This is a genomic window from Bacillus sp. FJAT-27445, from assembly GCF_001510665.1.
In the GTDB taxonomy this organism is placed as follows: domain Bacteria; phylum Bacillota; class Bacilli; order Bacillales; family Cytobacillaceae; genus Bacillus_D.
In genome coordinates this window covers 515,805-532,995 of the sequence record NZ_LMTI01000004.1, presented here as the reverse complement: position 1 = coordinate 532,995, position 17,191 = coordinate 515,805, and the positions used below count along the sequence as shown (strand labels likewise).

At 46.0% G+C, this 17,191-nt stretch carries 24 protein-coding genes; 9 read left to right on the top strand and 15 right to left on the bottom strand.

Features of this window, described 5'->3' with window-relative positions:
* Positions 1-18 precede the first annotated feature (18 nt).
* The 4 genes from AR337_RS14290 to fabL all read right to left on the bottom strand — a co-directional run bounded on the left by AR337_RS14290 (position 19) and on the right by fabL (position 2,265).
* Positions 19-549, bottom strand: coding sequence for a DUF402 domain-containing protein (locus tag AR337_RS14290; protein ID WP_059172680.1), 531 nt, complete (start codon positions 547-549; stop codon positions 19-21).
* 175 nt (positions 550-724) lie between these two features.
* Positions 725-991, bottom strand: coding sequence for a YgaB family protein (locus tag AR337_RS14285; RefSeq protein ID WP_059172769.1), 267 nt, complete (start codon positions 989-991; stop codon positions 725-727).
* 178 nt (positions 992-1,169) lie between these two features.
* Positions 1,170-1,442, bottom strand: a complete 273-nt coding sequence (locus tag AR337_RS14280) for a gamma-type small acid-soluble spore protein (protein WP_059172679.1) — start codon at positions 1,440-1,442, stop codon at positions 1,170-1,172.
* 73 nt (positions 1,443-1,515) lie between these two features.
* The gene (gene fabL / locus AR337_RS14275; RefSeq protein WP_059172678.1) at positions 1,516-2,265 is read right to left on the bottom strand and encodes an enoyl-[acyl-carrier-protein] reductase FabL; all 750 of its coding nucleotides are present in this window, start codon (positions 2,263-2,265) and stop codon (positions 1,516-1,518) included.
* A gap of 110 nt (positions 2,266-2,375) precedes the next feature.
* Between fabL and AR337_RS14270 the strand changes: the two genes are divergently transcribed.
* Positions 2,376-2,600 (top strand): hypothetical protein, encoded by a 225-nt coding sequence (locus AR337_RS14270; RefSeq protein ID WP_059172677.1) that lies wholly within the window; start codon positions 2,376-2,378, stop codon positions 2,598-2,600.
* 44 nt (positions 2,601-2,644) lie between these two features.
* Here AR337_RS14270 and mutY read toward each other — a convergent pair whose 3' ends face one another.
* Positions 2,645-3,751: an A/G-specific adenine glycosylase gene (mutY, locus tag AR337_RS14265; protein ID WP_059172676.1), complete on the bottom strand. Its 1,107-nt coding sequence runs from the start codon at positions 3,749-3,751 to the stop codon at positions 2,645-2,647.
* A gap of 168 nt (positions 3,752-3,919) precedes the next feature.
* Here mutY and AR337_RS14260 point away from each other — a divergent pair, with 168 nt between their 5' ends.
* Positions 3,920-4,900: a metal-dependent hydrolase gene (locus AR337_RS14260; protein WP_059172675.1), complete on the top strand. Its 981-nt coding sequence runs from the start codon at positions 3,920-3,922 to the stop codon at positions 4,898-4,900.
* 51 nt (positions 4,901-4,951) lie between these two features.
* Here the strand turns inward: AR337_RS14260 and AR337_RS14255 are convergent, their stop codons facing one another.
* Entirely contained in the window at positions 4,952-5,221 is a 270-nt protein-coding gene (locus AR337_RS14255; protein ID WP_059172674.1) for a YfhJ family protein, read from the bottom strand.
* A gap of 114 nt (positions 5,222-5,335) precedes the next feature.
* Between AR337_RS14255 and AR337_RS14250 the strand changes: the two genes are divergently transcribed.
* Entirely contained in the window at positions 5,336-5,509 is a 174-nt protein-coding gene (locus tag AR337_RS14250; protein WP_059172673.1) for a small, acid-soluble spore protein K, read from the top strand.
* Between the two features lie 58 nt (positions 5,510-5,567).
* Here AR337_RS14250 and AR337_RS14245 read toward each other — a convergent pair whose 3' ends face one another.
* Positions 5,568-5,891 (bottom strand): YfhH family protein, encoded by a 324-nt coding sequence (locus AR337_RS14245; protein WP_059172672.1) that lies wholly within the window; start codon positions 5,889-5,891, stop codon positions 5,568-5,570.
* A gap of 95 nt (positions 5,892-5,986) precedes the next feature.
* Between AR337_RS14245 and AR337_RS14240 the strand changes: the two genes are divergently transcribed.
* The gene (locus AR337_RS14240; RefSeq protein WP_059172671.1) at positions 5,987-6,661 is read left to right on the top strand and encodes an SDR family oxidoreductase; all 675 of its coding nucleotides are present in this window, start codon (positions 5,987-5,989) and stop codon (positions 6,659-6,661) included.
* A 101-nt stretch (positions 6,662-6,762) separates the two neighbouring features.
* On the opposite strand, the gene recX is transcribed toward AR337_RS14240, so the two are convergent.
* Entirely contained in the window at positions 6,763-7,572 is an 810-nt protein-coding gene (gene recX / locus AR337_RS14235; protein WP_059172670.1) for a recombination regulator RecX, read from the bottom strand.
* A 102-nt stretch (positions 7,573-7,674) separates the two neighbouring features.
* On the opposite strand from recX, the gene AR337_RS14230 reads away from it, so the two are divergent.
* From AR337_RS14230 to AR337_RS14225, 3 genes are all read left to right on the top strand, one after another.
* Positions 7,675-8,577, top strand: coding sequence for a TIGR01777 family oxidoreductase (locus tag AR337_RS14230; RefSeq protein WP_059172669.1), 903 nt, complete (start codon positions 7,675-7,677; stop codon positions 8,575-8,577).
* Positions 8,578-8,644: 67 nt separating this feature from the next.
* Positions 8,645-8,773, top strand: a complete 129-nt coding sequence (locus tag AR337_RS22780; protein ID WP_082686988.1) for a YfhE family protein — start codon at positions 8,645-8,647, stop codon at positions 8,771-8,773.
* A gap of 128 nt (positions 8,774-8,901) precedes the next feature.
* On the top strand, positions 8,902-9,090 hold the full coding sequence (locus AR337_RS14225) for a YfhD family protein (protein WP_053365267.1): 189 nt from the start codon (positions 8,902-8,904) through the stop codon (positions 9,088-9,090).
* Between the two features lie 146 nt (positions 9,091-9,236).
* Here AR337_RS14225 and AR337_RS14220 read toward each other — a convergent pair whose 3' ends face one another.
* The 3 genes from AR337_RS14220 to AR337_RS14210 all read right to left on the bottom strand — a co-directional run bounded on the left by AR337_RS14220 (position 9,237) and on the right by AR337_RS14210 (position 11,466).
* Positions 9,237-10,436 (bottom strand): DUF2812 domain-containing protein, encoded by a 1,200-nt coding sequence (locus AR337_RS14220; protein ID WP_059172668.1) that lies wholly within the window; start codon positions 10,434-10,436, stop codon positions 9,237-9,239.
* A complete protein-coding gene (locus AR337_RS14215) occupies positions 10,429-10,749 on the bottom strand; it encodes a PadR family transcriptional regulator (RefSeq protein ID WP_059172667.1) in 321 nt (106 codons plus the stop codon). Before AR337_RS14215 ends, AR337_RS14220 begins: the two co-directional genes overlap by 8 nt.
* A gap of 225 nt (positions 10,750-10,974) precedes the next feature.
* Positions 10,975-11,466 (bottom strand): DoxX family protein, encoded by a 492-nt coding sequence (locus AR337_RS14210; RefSeq protein ID WP_059172666.1) that lies wholly within the window; start codon positions 11,464-11,466, stop codon positions 10,975-10,977.
* Positions 11,467-11,994: 528 nt separating this feature from the next.
* Here AR337_RS14210 and AR337_RS14205 point away from each other — a divergent pair.
* Together AR337_RS14205 and AR337_RS23210 are read left to right on the top strand one after the other, a co-directional pair.
* A complete protein-coding gene (locus AR337_RS14205) occupies positions 11,995-13,092 on the top strand; it encodes a M20 family metallopeptidase (protein ID WP_172797547.1) in 1,098 nt (365 codons plus the stop codon).
* A 9-nt stretch (positions 13,093-13,101) separates the two neighbouring features.
* Positions 13,102-13,248 carry a hypothetical protein gene (locus AR337_RS23210; RefSeq protein WP_156424406.1) on the top strand — a complete coding sequence of 49 codons (147 nt, stop codon included), beginning with the start codon at positions 13,102-13,104 and terminating at the stop codon, positions 13,246-13,248.
* A 125-nt stretch (positions 13,249-13,373) separates the two neighbouring features.
* Here the strand turns inward: AR337_RS23210 and AR337_RS14200 are convergent, their stop codons facing one another.
* From AR337_RS14200 to argH, 4 genes are all read right to left on the bottom strand, one after another.
* Positions 13,374-14,045 (bottom strand): hypothetical protein, encoded by a 672-nt coding sequence (locus tag AR337_RS14200; RefSeq protein ID WP_059172664.1) that lies wholly within the window; start codon positions 14,043-14,045, stop codon positions 13,374-13,376.
* On the bottom strand, positions 14,035-14,724 hold the full coding sequence (locus tag AR337_RS14195) for a GNAT family N-acetyltransferase (protein WP_059172663.1): 690 nt from the start codon (positions 14,722-14,724) through the stop codon (positions 14,035-14,037). Before AR337_RS14195 ends, AR337_RS14200 begins: the two co-directional genes overlap by 11 nt.
* Positions 14,725-14,729: 5 nt before the next feature.
* Positions 14,730-15,605 (bottom strand): carbon-nitrogen hydrolase family protein, encoded by an 876-nt coding sequence (locus tag AR337_RS14190; RefSeq protein ID WP_059172662.1) that lies wholly within the window; start codon positions 15,603-15,605, stop codon positions 14,730-14,732.
* Between the two features lie 151 nt (positions 15,606-15,756).
* On the bottom strand, positions 15,757-17,130 hold the full coding sequence (gene argH, locus AR337_RS14185; protein WP_059172661.1) for an argininosuccinate lyase: 1,374 nt from the start codon (positions 17,128-17,130) through the stop codon (positions 15,757-15,759).
* Positions 17,131-17,191: the final 61 nt, after the last annotated feature.

The following is a 17,191-nucleotide window of genomic DNA, read 5'->3' as shown; positions in this document are numbered from 1 at the left end:
TAGAATCAACAGGGCTTTTCATTTCCTGAATGAGAGATAACGTTCATACCAGGTGTCAATGAAGTCCGGGGCAAAAGGCCCTTTCCGCTGCCGAATCCACCTGATTAGCTTTTCAACGTTCTTCTTCAGGATTTGGTCGATGACATCTGGATAATTCATTTCACGGCGGTGCCGCTCATATTCATCCTCATCAAGCAAATTGAAGGTCATATCCGGAAACACTTTGATATCAAGATCATAATCGATATACTTCAAAGATTCCCCGTCAAAAATGAACGGAGAACTGATATTGCAATAATAATGGACACCATCTTCACGGAGCATCCCAATTACATTGAACCAGCATTCCGAGTGAAAATAGCAAATGGCAGGTTCCCTGGTCAGCCAGGTCCTTCCATCGGATTCCGTGACAACCGTCCTGTCATTGCCGCCAATCACAAGGTTTTGGGTACCCTTAAGAATGGTGGTTTCATCCCAAATGCGATGGATATGCCCATTATGTTTGTAGCTGTGTATTTGCATTGGTTCTCCTTCAATGGGTAAACCCATGAATCTCCCCTACTTTCATTTCCCGAACGCTTTGCAACCTATAATAAACCAAAAAAACGACAAAAGGCAACAAAAGGCTATTCCTGTTTTCTCCTATTATAACGGTTAAAGGGCTATTTTAAAACAAAAGAGCCATTAACTGAAGGAAAATGGCTCTTAAAATTTATCCTTTCCTTTACCCGATGATCTCCGACATATCCCCGCTTCCATCCTGATAGGAGCGTATTACCTCTTCGGTTTGCTCTTCGAATATTTGTTGGATTTCTCTAAGTTCAGCTTTCATTCCGATAATTTCTTCATGAACGGACTCTAGTTCTGTTTCATTTTGCAGTCTATGCAGCTGCGCCTGTATCTCCTGGCATCGTTCTAGTTCCGCCTGCAAGTAAAGGAGCTTCTCCATCGTTTTCATCTGTTCTGAGACCATCTGATTAAAGGTTTTCATCACTCCACCGCCCCGCTTTAATTGTTCCTCTATGTATTCTTGAAATAACGCCCATCTCCTTTGACTAGTTCTGTTGCTTCTAAAGAAGTTTTGTCGAATGATCTTCAGACCCGAAAGCCAGCTTTCCTGTAAAACAGAAAAAGGCACCCTTCTAAAGGGCGCCTTTCGGTGCATTTGATTAGTTGTTTTGGTTTTTACGGCTATCAGCTTGTTGGTTTTGGCGTCTTACTTCTTGAGCGTTTGTTTCACTTCCGAACTCACCAAATTGACCTTGTTGGCCTTGTTGGCCTTGTCCAGCTTGCTGATTTTGGCGCCTTACTTCTTGAGCGTTTGTTTCGCTCGCGAATTCAGTGCCGAATTGGCCTTGGCCAGCTTGTGCATTTTGCTGTCGTACTTCCTGAATGTTTGTTCCAGAAGAAGTTTTTCCTGCTTGTTGGTTGAATTTTGCCATTGTAATCACCTCCACGGTTATTAATTTGTCCATGAAGGTGAGGCTCTATCCTAAAAATTTCGCAGGAAAAAATTTAAACGAGTAATGAGATTCCGCCATCGACGATGATGGTCTGCCCGCAAATCATCCTCGACTGTTCCGATATAAGGAACATGACGGAATCGACGAGGTCATCGATTTCGACCATTCTTCCCGCAGGAGTTTTCTTCCTGGCTTCCTCCAAAAGCTCCTCCCGGTTTGGGAAATGCTTTAGTGCCTCGGTATCGACGGCCCCGCCTGAAACAGCATTCACTACAATATTTTTAGGCGCCAGTTCGACTGCCAAGTAACGGGTGAGCGCTTCAAGGGCCGCTTTCGACACTCCGACTGTTGTGTAATTTTCAAGATAGCGGATGGATCCGATGGAGCTGATGCTAACGATTTTCCCGCCGCCGTGTTTCTCCATAAGCCTCGCAGCTTCCTGGGCGCAAAAAAGGAGCGCCTTGCTATTGATGTTCATAGTCCAATCCCAATGCGATTCCTCGAGCTCCATAACAGGACGGAGTACACCCGAAGCGGCATTATTGACGAATACGTCAAGCCGCCCGAACTCTTCTTCAATCGTGGCAAACATCGAGCGGATTTTTTCAACATCCCCGACGTTTGCCCGAATGATAACCGCTTTCCGGCCCAACGCCTCTATTTCGGCAGCAGTTTCAAGCGCGGCGCTTTTGCTCCGCGCATAATTGATGGCAATATCATATCCTTCTTTTGCAAGCCGAATGGCGGCAGCTTTGCCGATTCCCCGACTGCTTCCAGTAACAAGTGCAACTTTTTGAGACATAGACGTAATTCCTTTCCTGCTTGATTTGTTTTTATTTTAGCGTTTCCGGGTATAGAAGACAATTGAATCCAAAAACTAACCGGGAATGATCCATTGAAAGGAGAATTGCCATGTATGTCGGACGGGATATGACCGAGCTGACAATGAAATCCAAAAGCGAATGGGAAGACAGCGAGCTTGCGTTCTTTCACCACTCCCTTCAGCAGGTAGTCCCTTATCTAAATTCCGAGGGCCAGACCATCCACCGGGAAATAGTTGAAGAAATTGAAAGGCGCGGCGGCCTGAACCGGGGCGAAGCAGATTATACCCATGGTACAAAGGTACAATATGATTAATGTTTCGGCCGGTCTTTCCGGCCGTTTTTCATTGTATATCGGCCTTAAGGATGGAACTCCTCACCCCGTACTGCATAAAGCGCCAGCATTTTTTGATGTGGAACCGGGAACGCAAAGTCCGCCAGCCCTTCAAGCGGCACGAGGCGCAGGCTTTCATTCTCCCCAATAGGCCCATCCAGTCTGGCCGAAAAGACGGTAACGTCCCAGACAAGATGGGAAAAGACGTGCTGAATCTGGCCGATCGACTCGCCAATCATCAATTCGGCATGAAATGAATCTTTATAATAACGCTCCAGTTCCTCGCGGGCATTTCCAATCGGATGATGCACCTCGATGGAGGGAAGCTCCCATAAATTAGCCAGGAGCCCTTCTGCTGGACGTTTCCTGATTAAAATCCTTCCTTCTCCGTCCACGGCAACGGCAACTGCAAGGCGGACCTGTTTTGGCTTCTTCTTTTTAGCCTTGATTGGGAGCACATGTTGCTCACCCTCATGAAAAGCATGGCAATGCTCCCTGACCGGGCAAAGCAGGCATGACGGCGAAGTTGGGGTACAAATGAGCGCGCCAAGTTCCATCAGCGCCTGGTTGAAGTCCGAAGGCGACTCATGGGATATCAATTTCCTGACAGCTTCTTCAAAAATTCTGCGTGCGGACGGCTTCGCAATATCTTCACGAATCAGCAAAATCCGCGACAAAACCCTCATGACGTTTCCATCGACAGCGGGTTCGGGAATGCCGTATGCAATACTTAAAATCGCTCCCGCGGTATAAGGGCCAACCCCTTTTAACGTGGCGATTTCCTTGGGGGAATCTGGGACAACCCCATTGTACTTTTCCTTAACTTCCCGGACGGCAGCCTGTAGATTCCTCGCCCTGGAGTAATATCCTAAGCCCTCCCACGCTTTTAAGACTTTATCTTCTTCAGCCTCGGCCAGGGCTTCAATCGTCGGGAATTGTTCCATGAACCTTGTGAAATAAGGAATGACTGTGTCAACCCTCGTCTGCTGGAGCATGATTTCTGAAACCCACACTTTGTATGGGTCCTGATTTTCCCGCCACGGAAGGCTCCTTTGTTCAGCACGAAACCAGGAAATTAGGTCTTCCCGGAATTGCTTTATGTTTATCTTTTCAACATTTTCCAATTGGTTCATCTTGAGTTTTATCCTCCCGTATGTTAAAAAACAAAGTAAAGTGGGAATATAATAGTATTATTTCAACAATGGCAAACTTGCCGCCATATACTACCGTAAAATAATGATTGGCCATTGGCAAGGAATTTTGAAAGGGAATACGATTCCCAAAAAGGAGGAACCGGCACCTTGGATACTGGCACACATGTCGTTATGGGGCTTGCCCTAGGAGGCTTGGCCACTCTTGATCCGGCCGTTGCACCACATACAGCAACAGCCAGCAGTGTTATGATTGGAACCATCATTGGATCTCAAATCCCGGATATAGATACTGTTTTAAAGCTGAGAAACAATGCAGTATATATACGGAACCACCGTGGAATCACCCATTCAGTTCCTGCTGTGCTCCTTTGGCCGCTCTTAATTACAGGGATCATCTTTTTCTTTAATCCCGATGCGAATCTGCTCCATCTCTGGCTTTGGACGCAGTTCGCCGTCTTCCTGCATGTTTTTGTGGATATTTTCAACGCCTATGGAACCCAGGCCTTGAGGCCATTCTCTAGCAAATGGGTGGCGCTCGGGGTAATTAATACGTTCGATCCATTCATATTCGGGGTGCATGTGGCAGGCATAGTCGCCTGGATCATGGGCGCGCATCCTGGATATACATTCCTCGTCGTGTACGGAATCCTCATTTTTTATTATTTGCTGAGGTTTTCCGTAAAGCGGGAGGTTGTGAACGCCGTCAAACAGATTGTGCCTGATGCAACCCAGATTGTCGTCACGCCAACTATGAAGTATAACCACTGGAAGGTTGCCGTCATGAACGAAAACGAATTTTTTGTCGGGAGGGCCCAGGGGACGACCGTAAGAATCCTTGATAAATTCAACCGTGTCCCTGTTCCTGACACTCCTGTCATCCATGCAGCAAAAAAAGATTCGAACATCTCGGCATTCCTGTCCTTCTCTCCTGTTTACAGGTGGGAGGTAAAGGAATTTGATGATTTCCATGAAGTCAGGTTCATCGACCTGCGGTACCGAAGCAATGGCCATTACCCATTCGTCGCGGTCGCCCACCTCGATCCTGACCTGAATGTAATCAATTCCTATACTGGCTGGATTTTCAGCGAGGAAAAATTACGGAAGAAACTGGAAATCCTTCCGGGCTAAAATAGCAAAATATAACGGCAGCCGTTATTCCGCGGGCTGCCGTTTTTTTTCTTAATGTAATTTATTCTTGTCCTGCTTTAGGTAATGGGCATATTTTGGGTTCTGGGCCGCAAATTCGTGGAGGCTTTCTCCGTAATGCTCAATCCATTGCCGGATAACTTTTTCAGTCATTTCACTGCCCTGATACTCCCTGCCCGCCTTTGCATAGGTAGTTTCGAAATCCTCCCAAAGAAGCTCTACCCAGGTCCGCGCCTGCCCATAAGATAAATGGTCATTTCTATCGAGCAATACCTTGGTCAATCTTTCATGATAGTCGTTCACCTTTTCACCTCCTGGCAGAAAAGTGGCTGCATATTGATAAAGTACGAACAAATACTAAAATTACGCAGAGTTCTTTGCTCTGCTGAAAAAAACTGACGGATGGAGGCAGGAGCAATGAGAAACAAAGCTAAAGGTTTTCCATACGGAAATGACAACAAATTCGAAGGTGAACCACGGGCAAAGGCGGAATATGCGTCAACACGGGCGGACGGTTCTATCAATACCCATCCCCAGGAAAGAATGAAAGCCTCTTCACAAAGAGACCCCGGCCAGATTAAATCGTATTAAGATTAAATTCAATTTTAAATTTCCATCCAAGACCAGGCATTCGCAATCCTTTGCCTGGTTATTCTTTATTGATCAGCATCGAGATTGGCAGTGCCTCTTCCTTTCCTGATCCGCCAAGGCGGTATCCCCACGCAAAAACCCCATTCAGGTAATCAATTTTAAAATAAGAACCCGGATCGCCGTCGATCTCGTAAATTTCTCCAGGCTTGAACGCTTTTGGATCTAGCAGATAGGCCTTTGCCATTACAGCCTTCCGTTCAAGCACGGCATATTCATTAACCATGCCCATTTGTTCAGCTTTCCTTGCCTTTTCGTTCAAAGCGGCTATTTCCCGCCTTAATTCATATTCGGTCATGGCGCTATACCGTTTTTCCTGTTCCATCAAGGCAACCACCTTATTTGTTAATATAAATTCAGTATAGTAAATTATAGGGAGTTTTAAAAGGATAGTGCTTATTTAAATGGGAGGATTACTGGATGAATACATTTATTGTAACAGGGGCGGGTTCTGGGCTAGGGCGGGAAATTGCCTTCCTTTTAGCGCAAGAAGGATGGGATGTGTTGCTCACGGGAAGAACTTTGGAAAAACTCCTCTTGGTAAAAGAAGATATTGAGGCTTCTGGCGGCACGGCAAGTGTTCTTACCCTGGATGTTTCTAATCCGGAAAGCCTGCCAGAAAAGCTTGCCGAGGGGCTTGCAGGCAAAACGGTCCGCGGCCTTGTCAACAATGCGGGCATCGGCCATTTTGGCCCCTTTTTAAAAATGGATAACGAGCAAATTGCCGAAATGATTCAGACGAATGCGCTCGGGACCATTTATATGACGAAAGAAGTCCTGCCCTACCTCGAAAAAGCAGAATCCAGCCATGTGGTTAATATCATTTCAACGGCAGGATTGCGCGGCAAAGTCAATGAAGCGGTTTATGCGGCAAGCAAATTCGCGGTCCGCGGCTTTACTGAAAGCCTCCAAAAAGAATATGAAGGAAGCGGAATAACCTTTACCGCCGCTTATATGGGCGGGATGGATACGCCTTTTTGGGAAGGCAGCACGCATGTGGCTGATGCTTCAAAGCTCCCGTCACCGCGGGAAGTTGCTGAGCTGATTGTTGAGGGTATGGGAAAAAAGGAAATCATCATTGAAAGGCAAAAATAGATTGCGTTGTCTATTTAACGAGCTATAGCCATCCTCGCAGAACAGGATGGCTATGTTTTTACGATTTTCAATTAATTCTCGTTGCACTTGGTTAAATCAGCTCACTCCTCGCTTTGTGATGCAAGATAGCGGTCAATCAGCTCGATTGGAAACCCCTTCCTGAACAAAGTTTCCTTCATTTTTCTTTCATAAGCATAGCCGCTTAGTTTGGCATGCTTGCGGTGGGCTTTTTCCCCCTGGAGCCTGATTGCTTCCAGTTCATCCTCTTCTTCCCTGCCAAAGTCAGCTTCGCTAAGCGCAAATTGGATGGCATCCGTCTGGTAACCCTTCCGGCGCAGCATTCCATCAAGCTTTTGTTTAAGGATTCGCTCTGACTCCGAGGAGTACTTACGCGCATATTTTTCGGCAAGCGTCTTAGCCTTCTCGAACTGTTCTTCGTTCGTGAATTGCTTTAGCGCCTCTTCAATAAGCTGGTCGGCGATGCCTCTTTCCCTCAGCTCCATCCTGACAACATAAGCGCCTTTATCCGTTGTGCTGATTTGCGTCCTTACATATGCGTTAGCATATTCGGTGTCATCCAGGTACCCTTGTTCAAGCAGCCTGTGGATGACTTCATTGATGGCCGCTTCTTCCAGCTTCTTCTCCTTCAAATGCGTACGGACCTCTTTTTCCGACCTCATTTTATGGGACAGGTAGTTAATTGCATTGTTATAGGCTTTCCGGATTTCATCATGGTAGCCAACTTCCGCCAGCGCGAATTCGTCAAGCTCCATTCCTTTTTTCAATTTGAACTTAATGATTACGGCTTCGTCGGCACTGAATGCGTATTCTTCTCCCTTGCCGAAATCCATATAAATATTGTATCTTCCTGTATCACGTTTCTGGGTGGTGATTTTCGTAATAGTTGCCATTCTTCCTCACCTCTTCTCCACTGTACCATACCCGGGGAGTGCCTTTCATATGGGAAGAAGGTAAAATAGAAATAACAGGTTTTTGAGAGGGGAGGATTTGGAATGAAGATTGCAATTGCCGGGGGAAGCGGGTTTTTGGGTAGCGCCCTTGCGGAGGATTTGCTCGCAAAAGGCCATGAGGTGTTTATTTTAACAAGAGGGAAAAAAGAAAGTGGCAGAAAAGAGCTTACGTATGTACAGTGGCTCTCGGAGGGATGCCGCCCGGAACATCAACTTGCAGGAGTAAAAGCTTTCATCAACCTTGCAGGTGAGTCACTGAACAGCGGACGGTGGACCCCGGAACGGAAAGAACGGCTTTTGACAAGCAGGCTGTCGGCTTCCAATGAGGCTGTGCGGATTATGGCAGCTATGAAAGAAAAGCCGAAAGTCCATATTGCCGCTAGCGCGGTTGGGTTTTACGGAACCTCGGAAGAACGAACATTTACCGAAGAAAATGCGCCAGGAAACGATTTTCTCGCAGAGCTTGTCAAGCGCTGGGAAGAGGCAAGCATCAAGGCAGGTGATTTAGGGATTCGGACGGTATTGTGCAGGTTTGGAATCATCCTTGATAGCGAAGAAGGCGCATTGCCAAGAATTTCCCTTCCATACAAATTGTTCGGGGGCGGGACAGTGGGCTCAGGCCGGCAATGGGTGTCGTGGATCCATCTTGATGATGCCATTGGCGGAATTCTTTTTGCCATTGAAAATGAAGGGGTCAGTGGCCCGGTCAATTTTACGGCACCTGAACCTGTTTCAATGAAGGAGTTCGGAAAGACGGTTGGAAAGGTTTTGGGGCGACCGCACTGGCTGCCGGTTCCCGGCTTCGCACTGAAGCTTATGCTTGGTGAAATGAGCACCCTCGTCCTTGAAGGACAAAGGGTCATGCCGAAAAAAATACTTGATGCGGGATATAGCTTCCGCCATCCTGTACTTGAACCAGCTCTTAAAAATATATACAAAAGTTGAATCATTCCCCCTTGTTAAGGAAAGGATTGGAATAGCAGCATACTTTTCTTGAAGGTAGGGACCAACAATGGAAAAACCAAAGAAGGATAAAGCGAGAGTTACGTTAACGTCTACTCAGGAGGTTCTTTATCAGCGGGAATTCAAAGCGGCGGACAGAGCGGCGGGAATTGAGGGGCCGAAACTAAGGAAGAGATAAGGTTTACAAAAGTTAGGCGTTTTCACCTCCTGGCTGACTGTAAAATTTCCCACTTATGGTCCGGCCCTTCTCGGAAACGATAATACTGCGGGATATCCGCAATTTATTTCCGAAAGGGGTTTTAAGTGATGGCCCGTTCACGCGGACATAGGAATCGCGATAAGAACACTGCTTCCCTGCCACAAACTCCAAAGAACCTGAAAATTACCGATGGGCGTGACGTCGAATTCGACCGCGACCTTGCCGACCACGACGACCTGGAGGCAATGGCCCGGTCAAAGGCCGCGGACCAGAGGGCGAAAAGCAGGCGGAAATAATCCTTAGAAAAACGAGCATTCGCCTGACTGAGGTTTGCGAATGCTCGTTTTTTATTGCCCTGCTTTTGCAAGATTATTCTCAGCTTTACTCCTTGAGCTTTCATTTTGAGTAAACTATGCTAACCATATCAATTCGGACTCAAGCATTATTCTGAAATTAACTCAATCTTCTCTGCAATGTTTTTTATTACTGAGTTTATGTCTGCATAGCCATAATAGCGAACATGTATGACGGCATTACCTTTAGAAGCATATACTTGTTTGGATTCCTTTTTCTCATTAACAATCAAAAGGTCAAAATTCGGATGCTTTTTTTCAACAAAATCTTTATCGCTCTCTTCAAATCTATATCTCTTTATTAAATTAGAAATCAGATTATCCGCCATACTTGGAAAACTTAGCTGATAAACCCTTGTGTAAATACTTGGTGAATATTCACCGCTCCCGTCCTCCCACATTTCCCCGGGAACCACCCCGGTTTCATCTGTTTCATATTGCACGGGTGCCAACGGACTCCAATCAAACGTATACCGGTTTCCCCAATCAACGTTGTCACTCATATAGGTAGGTTCCTCTCGAACTAAAGCAGGATTCTGCTCTATATCTGCTAATCTGACAAACGGTAAGTCAATGCTTGCTTCGGGCAATGTTTTCGTATCCATTTTTACAAGCTGTACGAATGGAATGATAGCACTCAATCCGACCACTACTGTAAAAAGAAAAGCGATGGTGGAATGTAACCGGTGGTGCCTCTTCCAGGGAGCATGATGATCAATCGGCTTTCCTTCCATAAGTGCTTTTCGCAAAGCACGGATGGATATTGCTGCCTGTAGCGAAGTATAGGCCATAAATCCGATGAAGATTGAAAAAATGGTTTGTTGAATAGCAAACCCTTCTACTAAAATATAGGTAGGTGTCCCATCTAGGAACCAGATAGAAGTCAACATCCCGATCATTAAGATCATTCCACCCACAACTATACTTGCATTCAGAGCTAATTTTTTGTCCAGTTCCTTTAATGTATAAGATTGCTCAGCAGGATCTGTATGAAGCTCTGGTGCATTAAGCTCAACCGGTGATGAAAATACGTGAAAAAAATTATAGCTTGTTACATAATCCCATCCATTTTCCGCATACATCTGTATTTGTTCTGGTGTAATCTTCTTTTTTATCGATACATCTATTCTGTACCTCATATTTTTCGATTCACCTTTAACAAATTTAGCAAAGTGTAACCCCATCTTTTTTAGATGGAATCCCTTCGTCGCCATGTCTGCAAACCAGCTTTCATGCTCACCGATACGCCAATAATCACTTGGGCGGAGTTTATAGACAACCTTATTCATTCTCATCACCTCCATCTAAAATGCCGCCGTCTTGTATCAAGGACTTTAACCGACTGTACTCTATACGTAGAGCTTGTTCTCCTTCTGCTGTAATTTGATAGGTTTTTCTTCTGCCATCATCTTCTTCTAATGAAATAAGGCCATCTTTTTGCATCCGTGAGAGTACTCCATAAAGTGTCCCAGGTCCCATTTTTAATCTGCCATTCGAAACTTCTGTAATTGCATGCATCAGTTGATAACCGTGGTTAGGATGCATTAATGCTAATAGTACATAATACATTGCTTCAGTCATTGGACCTCCATTATATGCCATCCATTACACTCCTTCTTTCGGTTTTCAAGATATTTACTATTATGTATCGCGATATATCGTATGGCATAATAGTACTTCATGAAGTATCAATTGTAAATACTAAATATGGTATAAAAACCATCACCACTCTTTAAGCCCTGTAAATCTACTGCTCTCTAGCTCGTTCTACCTGTAAAAAACAAATTAAAAAAGAAGCAGGTATGCCCTGCTTCTTTTTGTGTACTATTATGCTTTATTTACGGCTGCCTTCTTATTGATTGCCGCCTTTAGATAAGGGACTGCGAATCGGTCAACGCCCCAGTAGGTTGCGCCGCTTCCAGCGAACAAGAGGACAAATGCTACTGTGTAAAGGATTGGGTTTGTGCTAGTTGTGCCGGCAAGCAAGAAGTTCAGGTTCATGAACGCAGCTGCGATTAAGGCCGGGATTGTTGCTGCTCCAAGGATCAGCCCAACTCCAACAAGTGTTTCACCCCAAGGAATCAGGACATTAAAGAGGTCTACATTTGGAACTGCTACGCTTTGCAGGAAATCAGCATACCAGCCTTGGACGGCTGGATGATCTCCGCCGGCTTTTGCCATGGCTCCTTGAAGGAAACCTCCTGCATCAAATCCTCCGGTAATTTTGTGCCAGCCTGCTTCAACCCATTGTAGGCCAAGCCAGATTCTGGCGATTGTCCAAAGTGCTGCGGCTTGTGGTGTTTCGTACCATTTTTTCATCTTAACCAACTCCTGTTTTAGTTTTTTGTGAAATTATTCACATACTTAAAGAAAAAAATATAGTTTCGAGATAAGTTCTGTCGTTTATGGCTTAAGTTTGTGAATGTTTTCACTTACTTTCTACACCCTTACTATACTCCGTCGATTAAAAACTTTCAATATGTTTTTATATATTTTACTATGTTTATAGTGTGTATATGAATAAAATGTGAACAACTGTGGATATCGGGGATATTGTGGATAAGTTTGGTGGCGATAAGAAAATAAGGGAGTGTTAAATATGGGTTTTGTGCATAACATTTGGGGATATGTCTGTGGATAAAGTGGATAAGTCTGTTGATGATTGTTAAAATAACGTTCTTTTTGTGGATATCCCTCTGAATAACTGTAGGAATCCCAAAAATTAGTTTAGGTGAGGGAGAATGCGGGAATTTACTATTTTCTAAGCTGCTTTCCCGGATCTCTCTAACGCAAACTGTATTAAGGGCTTTTTTACAAGAAAGAATTTGATTAGATAGTTGAATGGAGATGGGTAGTTTGGTACTTAAATTGCTTAACGATTTGATTTCCATAGACAGCAGTTCGGTTGAAGGGGCTAATAAAGCAGTACGATTTTGCGGTGACTGGCTCCGCGGAAAAGGCCTTCCTGTATCTTTTTTCGAAAACAATGGCTTCACTATGCTTGTATCCGAAATAGGCAGTGGCGATTTCACCCTTGTCCTGAATGGGCATGTCGATGTGGTTGCCGCAAAGCCCAGCCAGTTCTTCCCTTTTGAACGAGACGGCAAGATCTACGGAAGGGGATCGGCTGATATGAAAGCCGGTGTCGCGGCAATGATGGCCGCACTTGCCCAAATTAATGGGAAGGAGCTCGGAATTAAGGTTCAGTTGCAGATAGTTTCAGATGAAGAAATTGGCGGATTCAATTGCACAGGCTTCCTTGTCGAAAACGGCTACAGAGGCGATTTCGCTATTTGCGGTGAGCCGACGGGGCTTGGCATCGCCCACCAGGCGAAGGGCGTTCTCCGTACAGATGTACTGGCAGCCGGAAAGCCGGCACATGGAAGCCGCCCATGGGAAGGGGTTAATGCGATTGAGAAGGCATATGGAATTTACCGTGAAATTCTCGGCCTCCCTTTTGCCCGCGAAAGCAGTGAATACTATGACAAACCGTCGATCAATTTGGCGAAAATAAATGCAGGCGGGGCCTATAACGTTGTTCCTGATCAATGCACGATGGGGTTCGATATCCGCTATCTTCCCGGTCAGAATAAGGATGAAATTCTAGGCCAAATCAGCGGGATTGAGGGCGCGGAACTGTTTCCTGGAATGTTTTCAAATCCCGTCGATACAGACCGCAGCCACCCCTTCCTGCAACTGCTGGGCGAAATCGTGCAACGGCATACCGGGCGGGAAGCCAATTATTTTGGCCAGCATGGCAGTGCGGATACAGTCTTTTTTGCAAAACACGGAATACCGGCGATTGAATTCGGTCCCGCTGGCGGGGATTGGCACGGTGATGAGGAATACGTGGACATCGAGTCAGTGCTGGCTTTTCAGAACATACTTGTCGAACTGGCTTTATCTGATAGATTGGTGGAGTTTAAGAGGCGTGCTAAGGAATAACATGGTTAAATGACACCTATATTTATTGATATGTTTGGCATTAATGCCAAATCAGGCGGTAATAATGCCGAAATCACCAATATTAATGCCGAATCAGGAATTATTAATGCCAAACGAAGAATTATTAATGCTAAATTAGAGAATAATTCTGCCTAACAGAAATTTACAGCCAATTGGATGGCCCTTCTGTTACCTGGAACGTCTTAATACAAGTTCCGTGTTTAGCCACCAACCAGAAAAAACGCGCCGCCCATTAACAAAAGGGCGGCGCGTCCTATTTCCTACAATGGCAGGAGGGCTATGGTTTCTTTTGCCCTTAGTGATTCAATCATATCCAGCCATTCCTTTGGCTTGTTGGACAGGACAGAGTAATAGGTAGTCAGGAAATCGACAACGAGTGCAGCTTCGATGGCATCCTTGCTGTCGTCGCCCGGCATGAAGCCGAGGTCCAATCCGGAAACAGCCTCCCCATTATTTTCCCAGGATGGGTGGACATAATCAAGATCAAGGCGCTTGTAGCCGAGATGGGAAAGTACTTCGCGGCGGACATAAGGATCCATTACCTTGACACCGCCAAACTCGTAGTCTTCTACACGGTAAGGATTATAAATTTCAGCGAACATGCCGTATAATTCCTTGCCATTTTTACTAGCCAGTTCCTTCAAGTCCTTCATTCGGTTCACGGCCAGGAAGCGGCCAATTCCCTTGCCAGGCTGGCCGATAATCGTAAAGTCGGTCATGGCAATGTTCCAGTTTTCATAATAACGGTATTCGGTCGCGCCAACTACCTCGTCTCCATCGACAGCGACAAACACTCGGATGCCTGGGTCCTCGAGCGGTTCCTTCCACAGGCTGTATTCGAGCACCTCCTCCGGTGGGAAAATTTCTCCCATCAGGTTATGCAACTTCCGGAAGTTGGGGTCTTCAATGCTTGTTATGCGTTTATATTCCATTTCCAGGTACTCCTTCGTTTTTAAATGGGTTTTTCCATTCCATGATTACTGCAAAGTTGCCCGATTCTTCATCTTCAAGGTAATCTTTCACTACGGCTACAGGGACACGGCCGCAACGGAGAAGGAAGGTTATGACCGGGTCCTTCAGTTCGCCCGCCATCACTTTTTCAAGATATTGCTCAGGGGCCATCGATGAAGCAACCTTTTGGTAGCCCGGCATCCTGCTCCCGCCAACCAGCCTGTCGATGCCTTGTTCTATGACCACATGATACATCGCATGCATCAACAATTTCCCAAGGCCAAGCTTCCGGTACTTCGGCCTGACACTGATATCGACTATATAAAGTGAGTTCCCTTCAGGCAGGTGGGTCCGGATATAGCCATTGTCCGTTACTTCCTCCCACGTGTGTTCCGGGTGGGCTGGGTCAAAATTGACACGCAAACCGGTGAGTGAGCCTGCAAGTTCCCCGTCCACTAAAACGCAGAGCGCGCCTTCCGGAAAAATTTCTACATGATTGGCCAGCTGTTCCTTATTCCACCATAAATCAGATGGGAATGGCGGCGGGAAACATTCGGACTGGATTTTTATGAGCCCGTCAAAATCGTCCTCATTATAAGTCCTGATACATACGGAAAACGGCTTGTCCTGCTCGTATACAAAAAATTCGCTTTTGTACATCCTCCTCACCCTTCCGATTCAGATTTTTCCCAATCCACGTACAAATCGGTCCTTCTGTCTCGCCACGTTGTAACAGAGCCGCGCTCACGAACTTCATATAAAAGCTCCAGGTCCAAATCGGCGGTCACAATCATATCGTCATTAATTTCCCCTTCAACCATCAGTCCTTTTGGCGGGAATGGGATGTCATTCGGCGTTATGACGACAGCCTGCCCGAAATTAAGGCGCATGAAATCGACGGTCGGCAGGGCTCCGACTGTCCCTGTCAAAACCACGTACACCTGGTTTTCGATTGCCCGCGCATGGCTTGTGTAGCGGACGCGGTGGAATCCGTGGCGGTCATCGGTACACGATGGGCAGAAAATGACGTCAGCTCCCTTCGCCTTGGCCATTCGGACAATTTCCGGGAACTCGATATCATAGCATGTAAGAATGGCGATTTTGCCTTTTTCCGTGTCAAAAATCCGGAAGCTGTCACCTTTCTCCATATTCCATTCATGAACCTCGGTGGGAGTGATATGAAGCTTCGCCTGCTCTTCTATTCTCCCATCCGGATAAAATAAATGGGCTGTATTATAGAGCTTGCCTCCCCTTTCGACTACATGGGTGCCGCCAATGATGTGCATGCCTGTTTTTTTCGCGAAAGAGGCAAATAACTCGCGGTACTGTTCCGTGAAATTCGGAAGATCATTGATTGTCAGTGCTTTACCTGATTCATCTCCAATTGAAAGAAGCTGAGTGGTGAAAAACTCGGGAAACAAGACAAACTCGGATCCGAATTCCTCCGCCGTTTTTATGTAATGCTCGCACTGTGCCGCAAACTCCTCAAAAGACGAAATCGTATGAAGATGATACTGAACCGCAGAAACCCTAAGCTTCATAGGAATGAACTCCCCCTATCCAAGAAATGATTTCCTATATTATGCCTTAAATAAGAGAAAACGGATACCGATTTGCATTATTACAAACCAAAAAGTGCCAGGCACCATAGTGGAACAAAAAATGTCCACAGTGGTACCTGGCACCCTCAAACTAGGCCAATAAGGATTCGGCGAGTTGGATTTGTTTTTGGATTTGGCCGGGTGCGGTTCCTCCATAGCTGTTTCGGGCGCCGGCGACGTGTTCTGGTGTTAGTATTTTGTATATGTCGCCTTGGAAGTGTTCGCTGAAGGACCTGTATTCATCCATGGATAAATCGAGAAGGTATTTGTTGTTCTGGATGCAATAGAGAACGATTTTCCCAATCACTTCGTGCGCTTCACGGAATGGCATACCTTTTCCCGCAAGATAGTCGGCGATATCGGTCGCGTTTGAGAAATCTTCATTCAGCGCCTGGCGCATGACTTCTCCGTTCACCTTCATCGTTTCAATCATTGGGGCAAGCAGCTTTAATGAGCCTTCCAGCGTTTCAACCGTGTCAAACATGCCTTCCTTGTCTTCCTGCAAATCCTTGTTATAGGCAAGCGGCAAGCCTTTCAAAACAGTCAAGAGGCCAACCAAATTACCATATACCCTTCCTGTTTTTCCGCGCAAAAGCTCCGGGACATCGGGGTTCTTCTTTTGCGGCATGATGCTTGATCCTGTGCAGAACGAATCATCGAGCTCAACAAAACGGAACTCCTGGCTAGACCAGATGATCAATTCTTCGGAGAGTCTCGAAATATGCGTCATGATGATGGAGCCAATCGATAAAAACTCAAGGATGAAATCCCTGTCGCTAACCGCATCCATACTGTTCGGGTAAATCGTTTCAAAGCCAAGCATTTCGGCCGTCAGTTCCCGATTGATCGGAAAAGTGGTCCCCGCAAGCGCACCCGCTCCAAGCGGCATCCAGTTTACTCGTTTCAGGCTGTCCTGGAGCCTTTCCCTGTCCCGTTCAAGCATCCAGAAATACGCCATTAAGTGATGCGCGAATGAAACGGGCTGGGCGCGCTGCAAATGGGTATAGCCAGGAATCAGCGTATCAATATGCTGCTTCGCCTTCTCGACAATCGCTTCCTGGACATTCCCGACAAGGCCAATCAGTTCATTGGTCTTGGTCCTGAGATACAGGTGCATATCCGTTGCGACCTGGTCGTTCCGGCTTCTGCCGGTATGCAGCTTTCCGCCAACTGGGCCGATCAGTTCAATCAGTTTTTTCTCGATATTCATATGGATATCTTCATCTTCTATAAAAAACTCAATCTCGTTGTTTTTGGCCATCTCACTGATTTTTTGGAGCCCGCCTACAATTTTCTCGACGTCTTCCATTGGAATGATTCCGCACTCGCCCAGCATTTTTGCATGGGCAAGGCTTCCTTCAATGTCCTCCGCGACCAGCTTTTTATCAAAAGAAATTGAAGCGGTAAACTCCTCAACCAATTTATTTGTTTCTTTTGTAAAACGGCCGCCCCATAATTTTGACATAAGCCTGCCTCCTGATGATACATGCAGGCTTCCCCATTTTTCAGAGGAAGCCGCACGTTTA

Bases quoted from the DNA above. Each gene is read 5' to 3' on its own strand.
- AR337_RS14290 (WP_059172680.1), bottom strand. From the start codon at position 549: ATGGGTTTACCCATTGAAGGAGAACCAATGCAAATACACAGCTACAAA.
- AR337_RS14285 (WP_059172769.1), bottom strand. From the start codon at position 991: ATGAAAACCTTTAATCAGATGGTCTCAGAACAGATGAAAACGATGGAG.
- AR337_RS14280 (WP_059172679.1), bottom strand. From the start codon at position 1,442: ATGGCAAAATTCAACCAACAAGCAGGAAAAACTTCTTCTGGAACAAAC.
- fabL (WP_059172678.1), bottom strand. From the start codon at position 2,265: ATGTCTCAAAAAGTTGCACTTGTTACTGGAAGCAGTCGGGGAATCGGC.
- AR337_RS14270 (WP_059172677.1), top strand. From the start codon at position 2,376: ATGTATGTCGGACGGGATATGACCGAGCTGACAATGAAATCCAAAAGC.
- mutY (WP_059172676.1), bottom strand. From the start codon at position 3,751: ATGAACCAATTGGAAAATGTTGAAAAGATAAACATAAAGCAATTCCGG.
- AR337_RS14250 (WP_059172673.1), top strand. From the start codon at position 5,336: ATGAGAAACAAAGCTAAAGGTTTTCCATACGGAAATGACAACAAATTC.
- AR337_RS14245 (WP_059172672.1), bottom strand. From the start codon at position 5,891: ATGGAACAGGAAAAACGGTATAGCGCCATGACCGAATATGAATTAAGG.
- AR337_RS14240 (WP_059172671.1), top strand. From the start codon at position 5,987: ATGAATACATTTATTGTAACAGGGGCGGGTTCTGGGCTAGGGCGGGAA.
- recX (WP_059172670.1), bottom strand. From the start codon at position 7,572: ATGGCAACTATTACGAAAATCACCACCCAGAAACGTGATACAGGAAGA.
- AR337_RS14230 (WP_059172669.1), top strand. From the start codon at position 7,675: ATGAAGATTGCAATTGCCGGGGGAAGCGGGTTTTTGGGTAGCGCCCTT.
- AR337_RS22780 (WP_082686988.1), top strand. From the start codon at position 8,645: ATGGAAAAACCAAAGAAGGATAAAGCGAGAGTTACGTTAACGTCTACT.
- AR337_RS14225 (WP_053365267.1), top strand. From the start codon at position 8,902: ATGGCCCGTTCACGCGGACATAGGAATCGCGATAAGAACACTGCTTCC.
- AR337_RS14220 (WP_059172668.1), bottom strand. From the start codon at position 10,436: ATGAATAAGGTTGTCTATAAACTCCGCCCAAGTGATTATTGGCGTATC.
- AR337_RS14215 (WP_059172667.1), bottom strand. From the start codon at position 10,749: ATGGCATATAATGGAGGTCCAATGACTGAAGCAATGTATTATGTACTA.
- AR337_RS14210 (WP_059172666.1), bottom strand. From the start codon at position 11,466: ATGAAAAAATGGTACGAAACACCACAAGCCGCAGCACTTTGGACAATC.
- AR337_RS14205 (WP_172797547.1), top strand. From the start codon at position 11,995: ATGGGTAGTTTGGTACTTAAATTGCTTAACGATTTGATTTCCATAGAC.
- AR337_RS23210 (WP_156424406.1), top strand. From the start codon at position 13,102: ATGACACCTATATTTATTGATATGTTTGGCATTAATGCCAAATCAGGC.
- AR337_RS14200 (WP_059172664.1), bottom strand. From the start codon at position 14,045: ATGGAATATAAACGCATAACAAGCATTGAAGACCCCAACTTCCGGAAG.
- AR337_RS14195 (WP_059172663.1), bottom strand. From the start codon at position 14,724: ATGTACAAAAGCGAATTTTTTGTATACGAGCAGGACAAGCCGTTTTCC.
- AR337_RS14190 (WP_059172662.1), bottom strand. From the start codon at position 15,605: ATGAAGCTTAGGGTTTCTGCGGTTCAGTATCATCTTCATACGATTTCG.
- argH (WP_059172661.1), bottom strand. From the start codon at position 17,130: ATGTCAAAATTATGGGGCGGCCGTTTTACAAAAGAAACAAATAAATTG.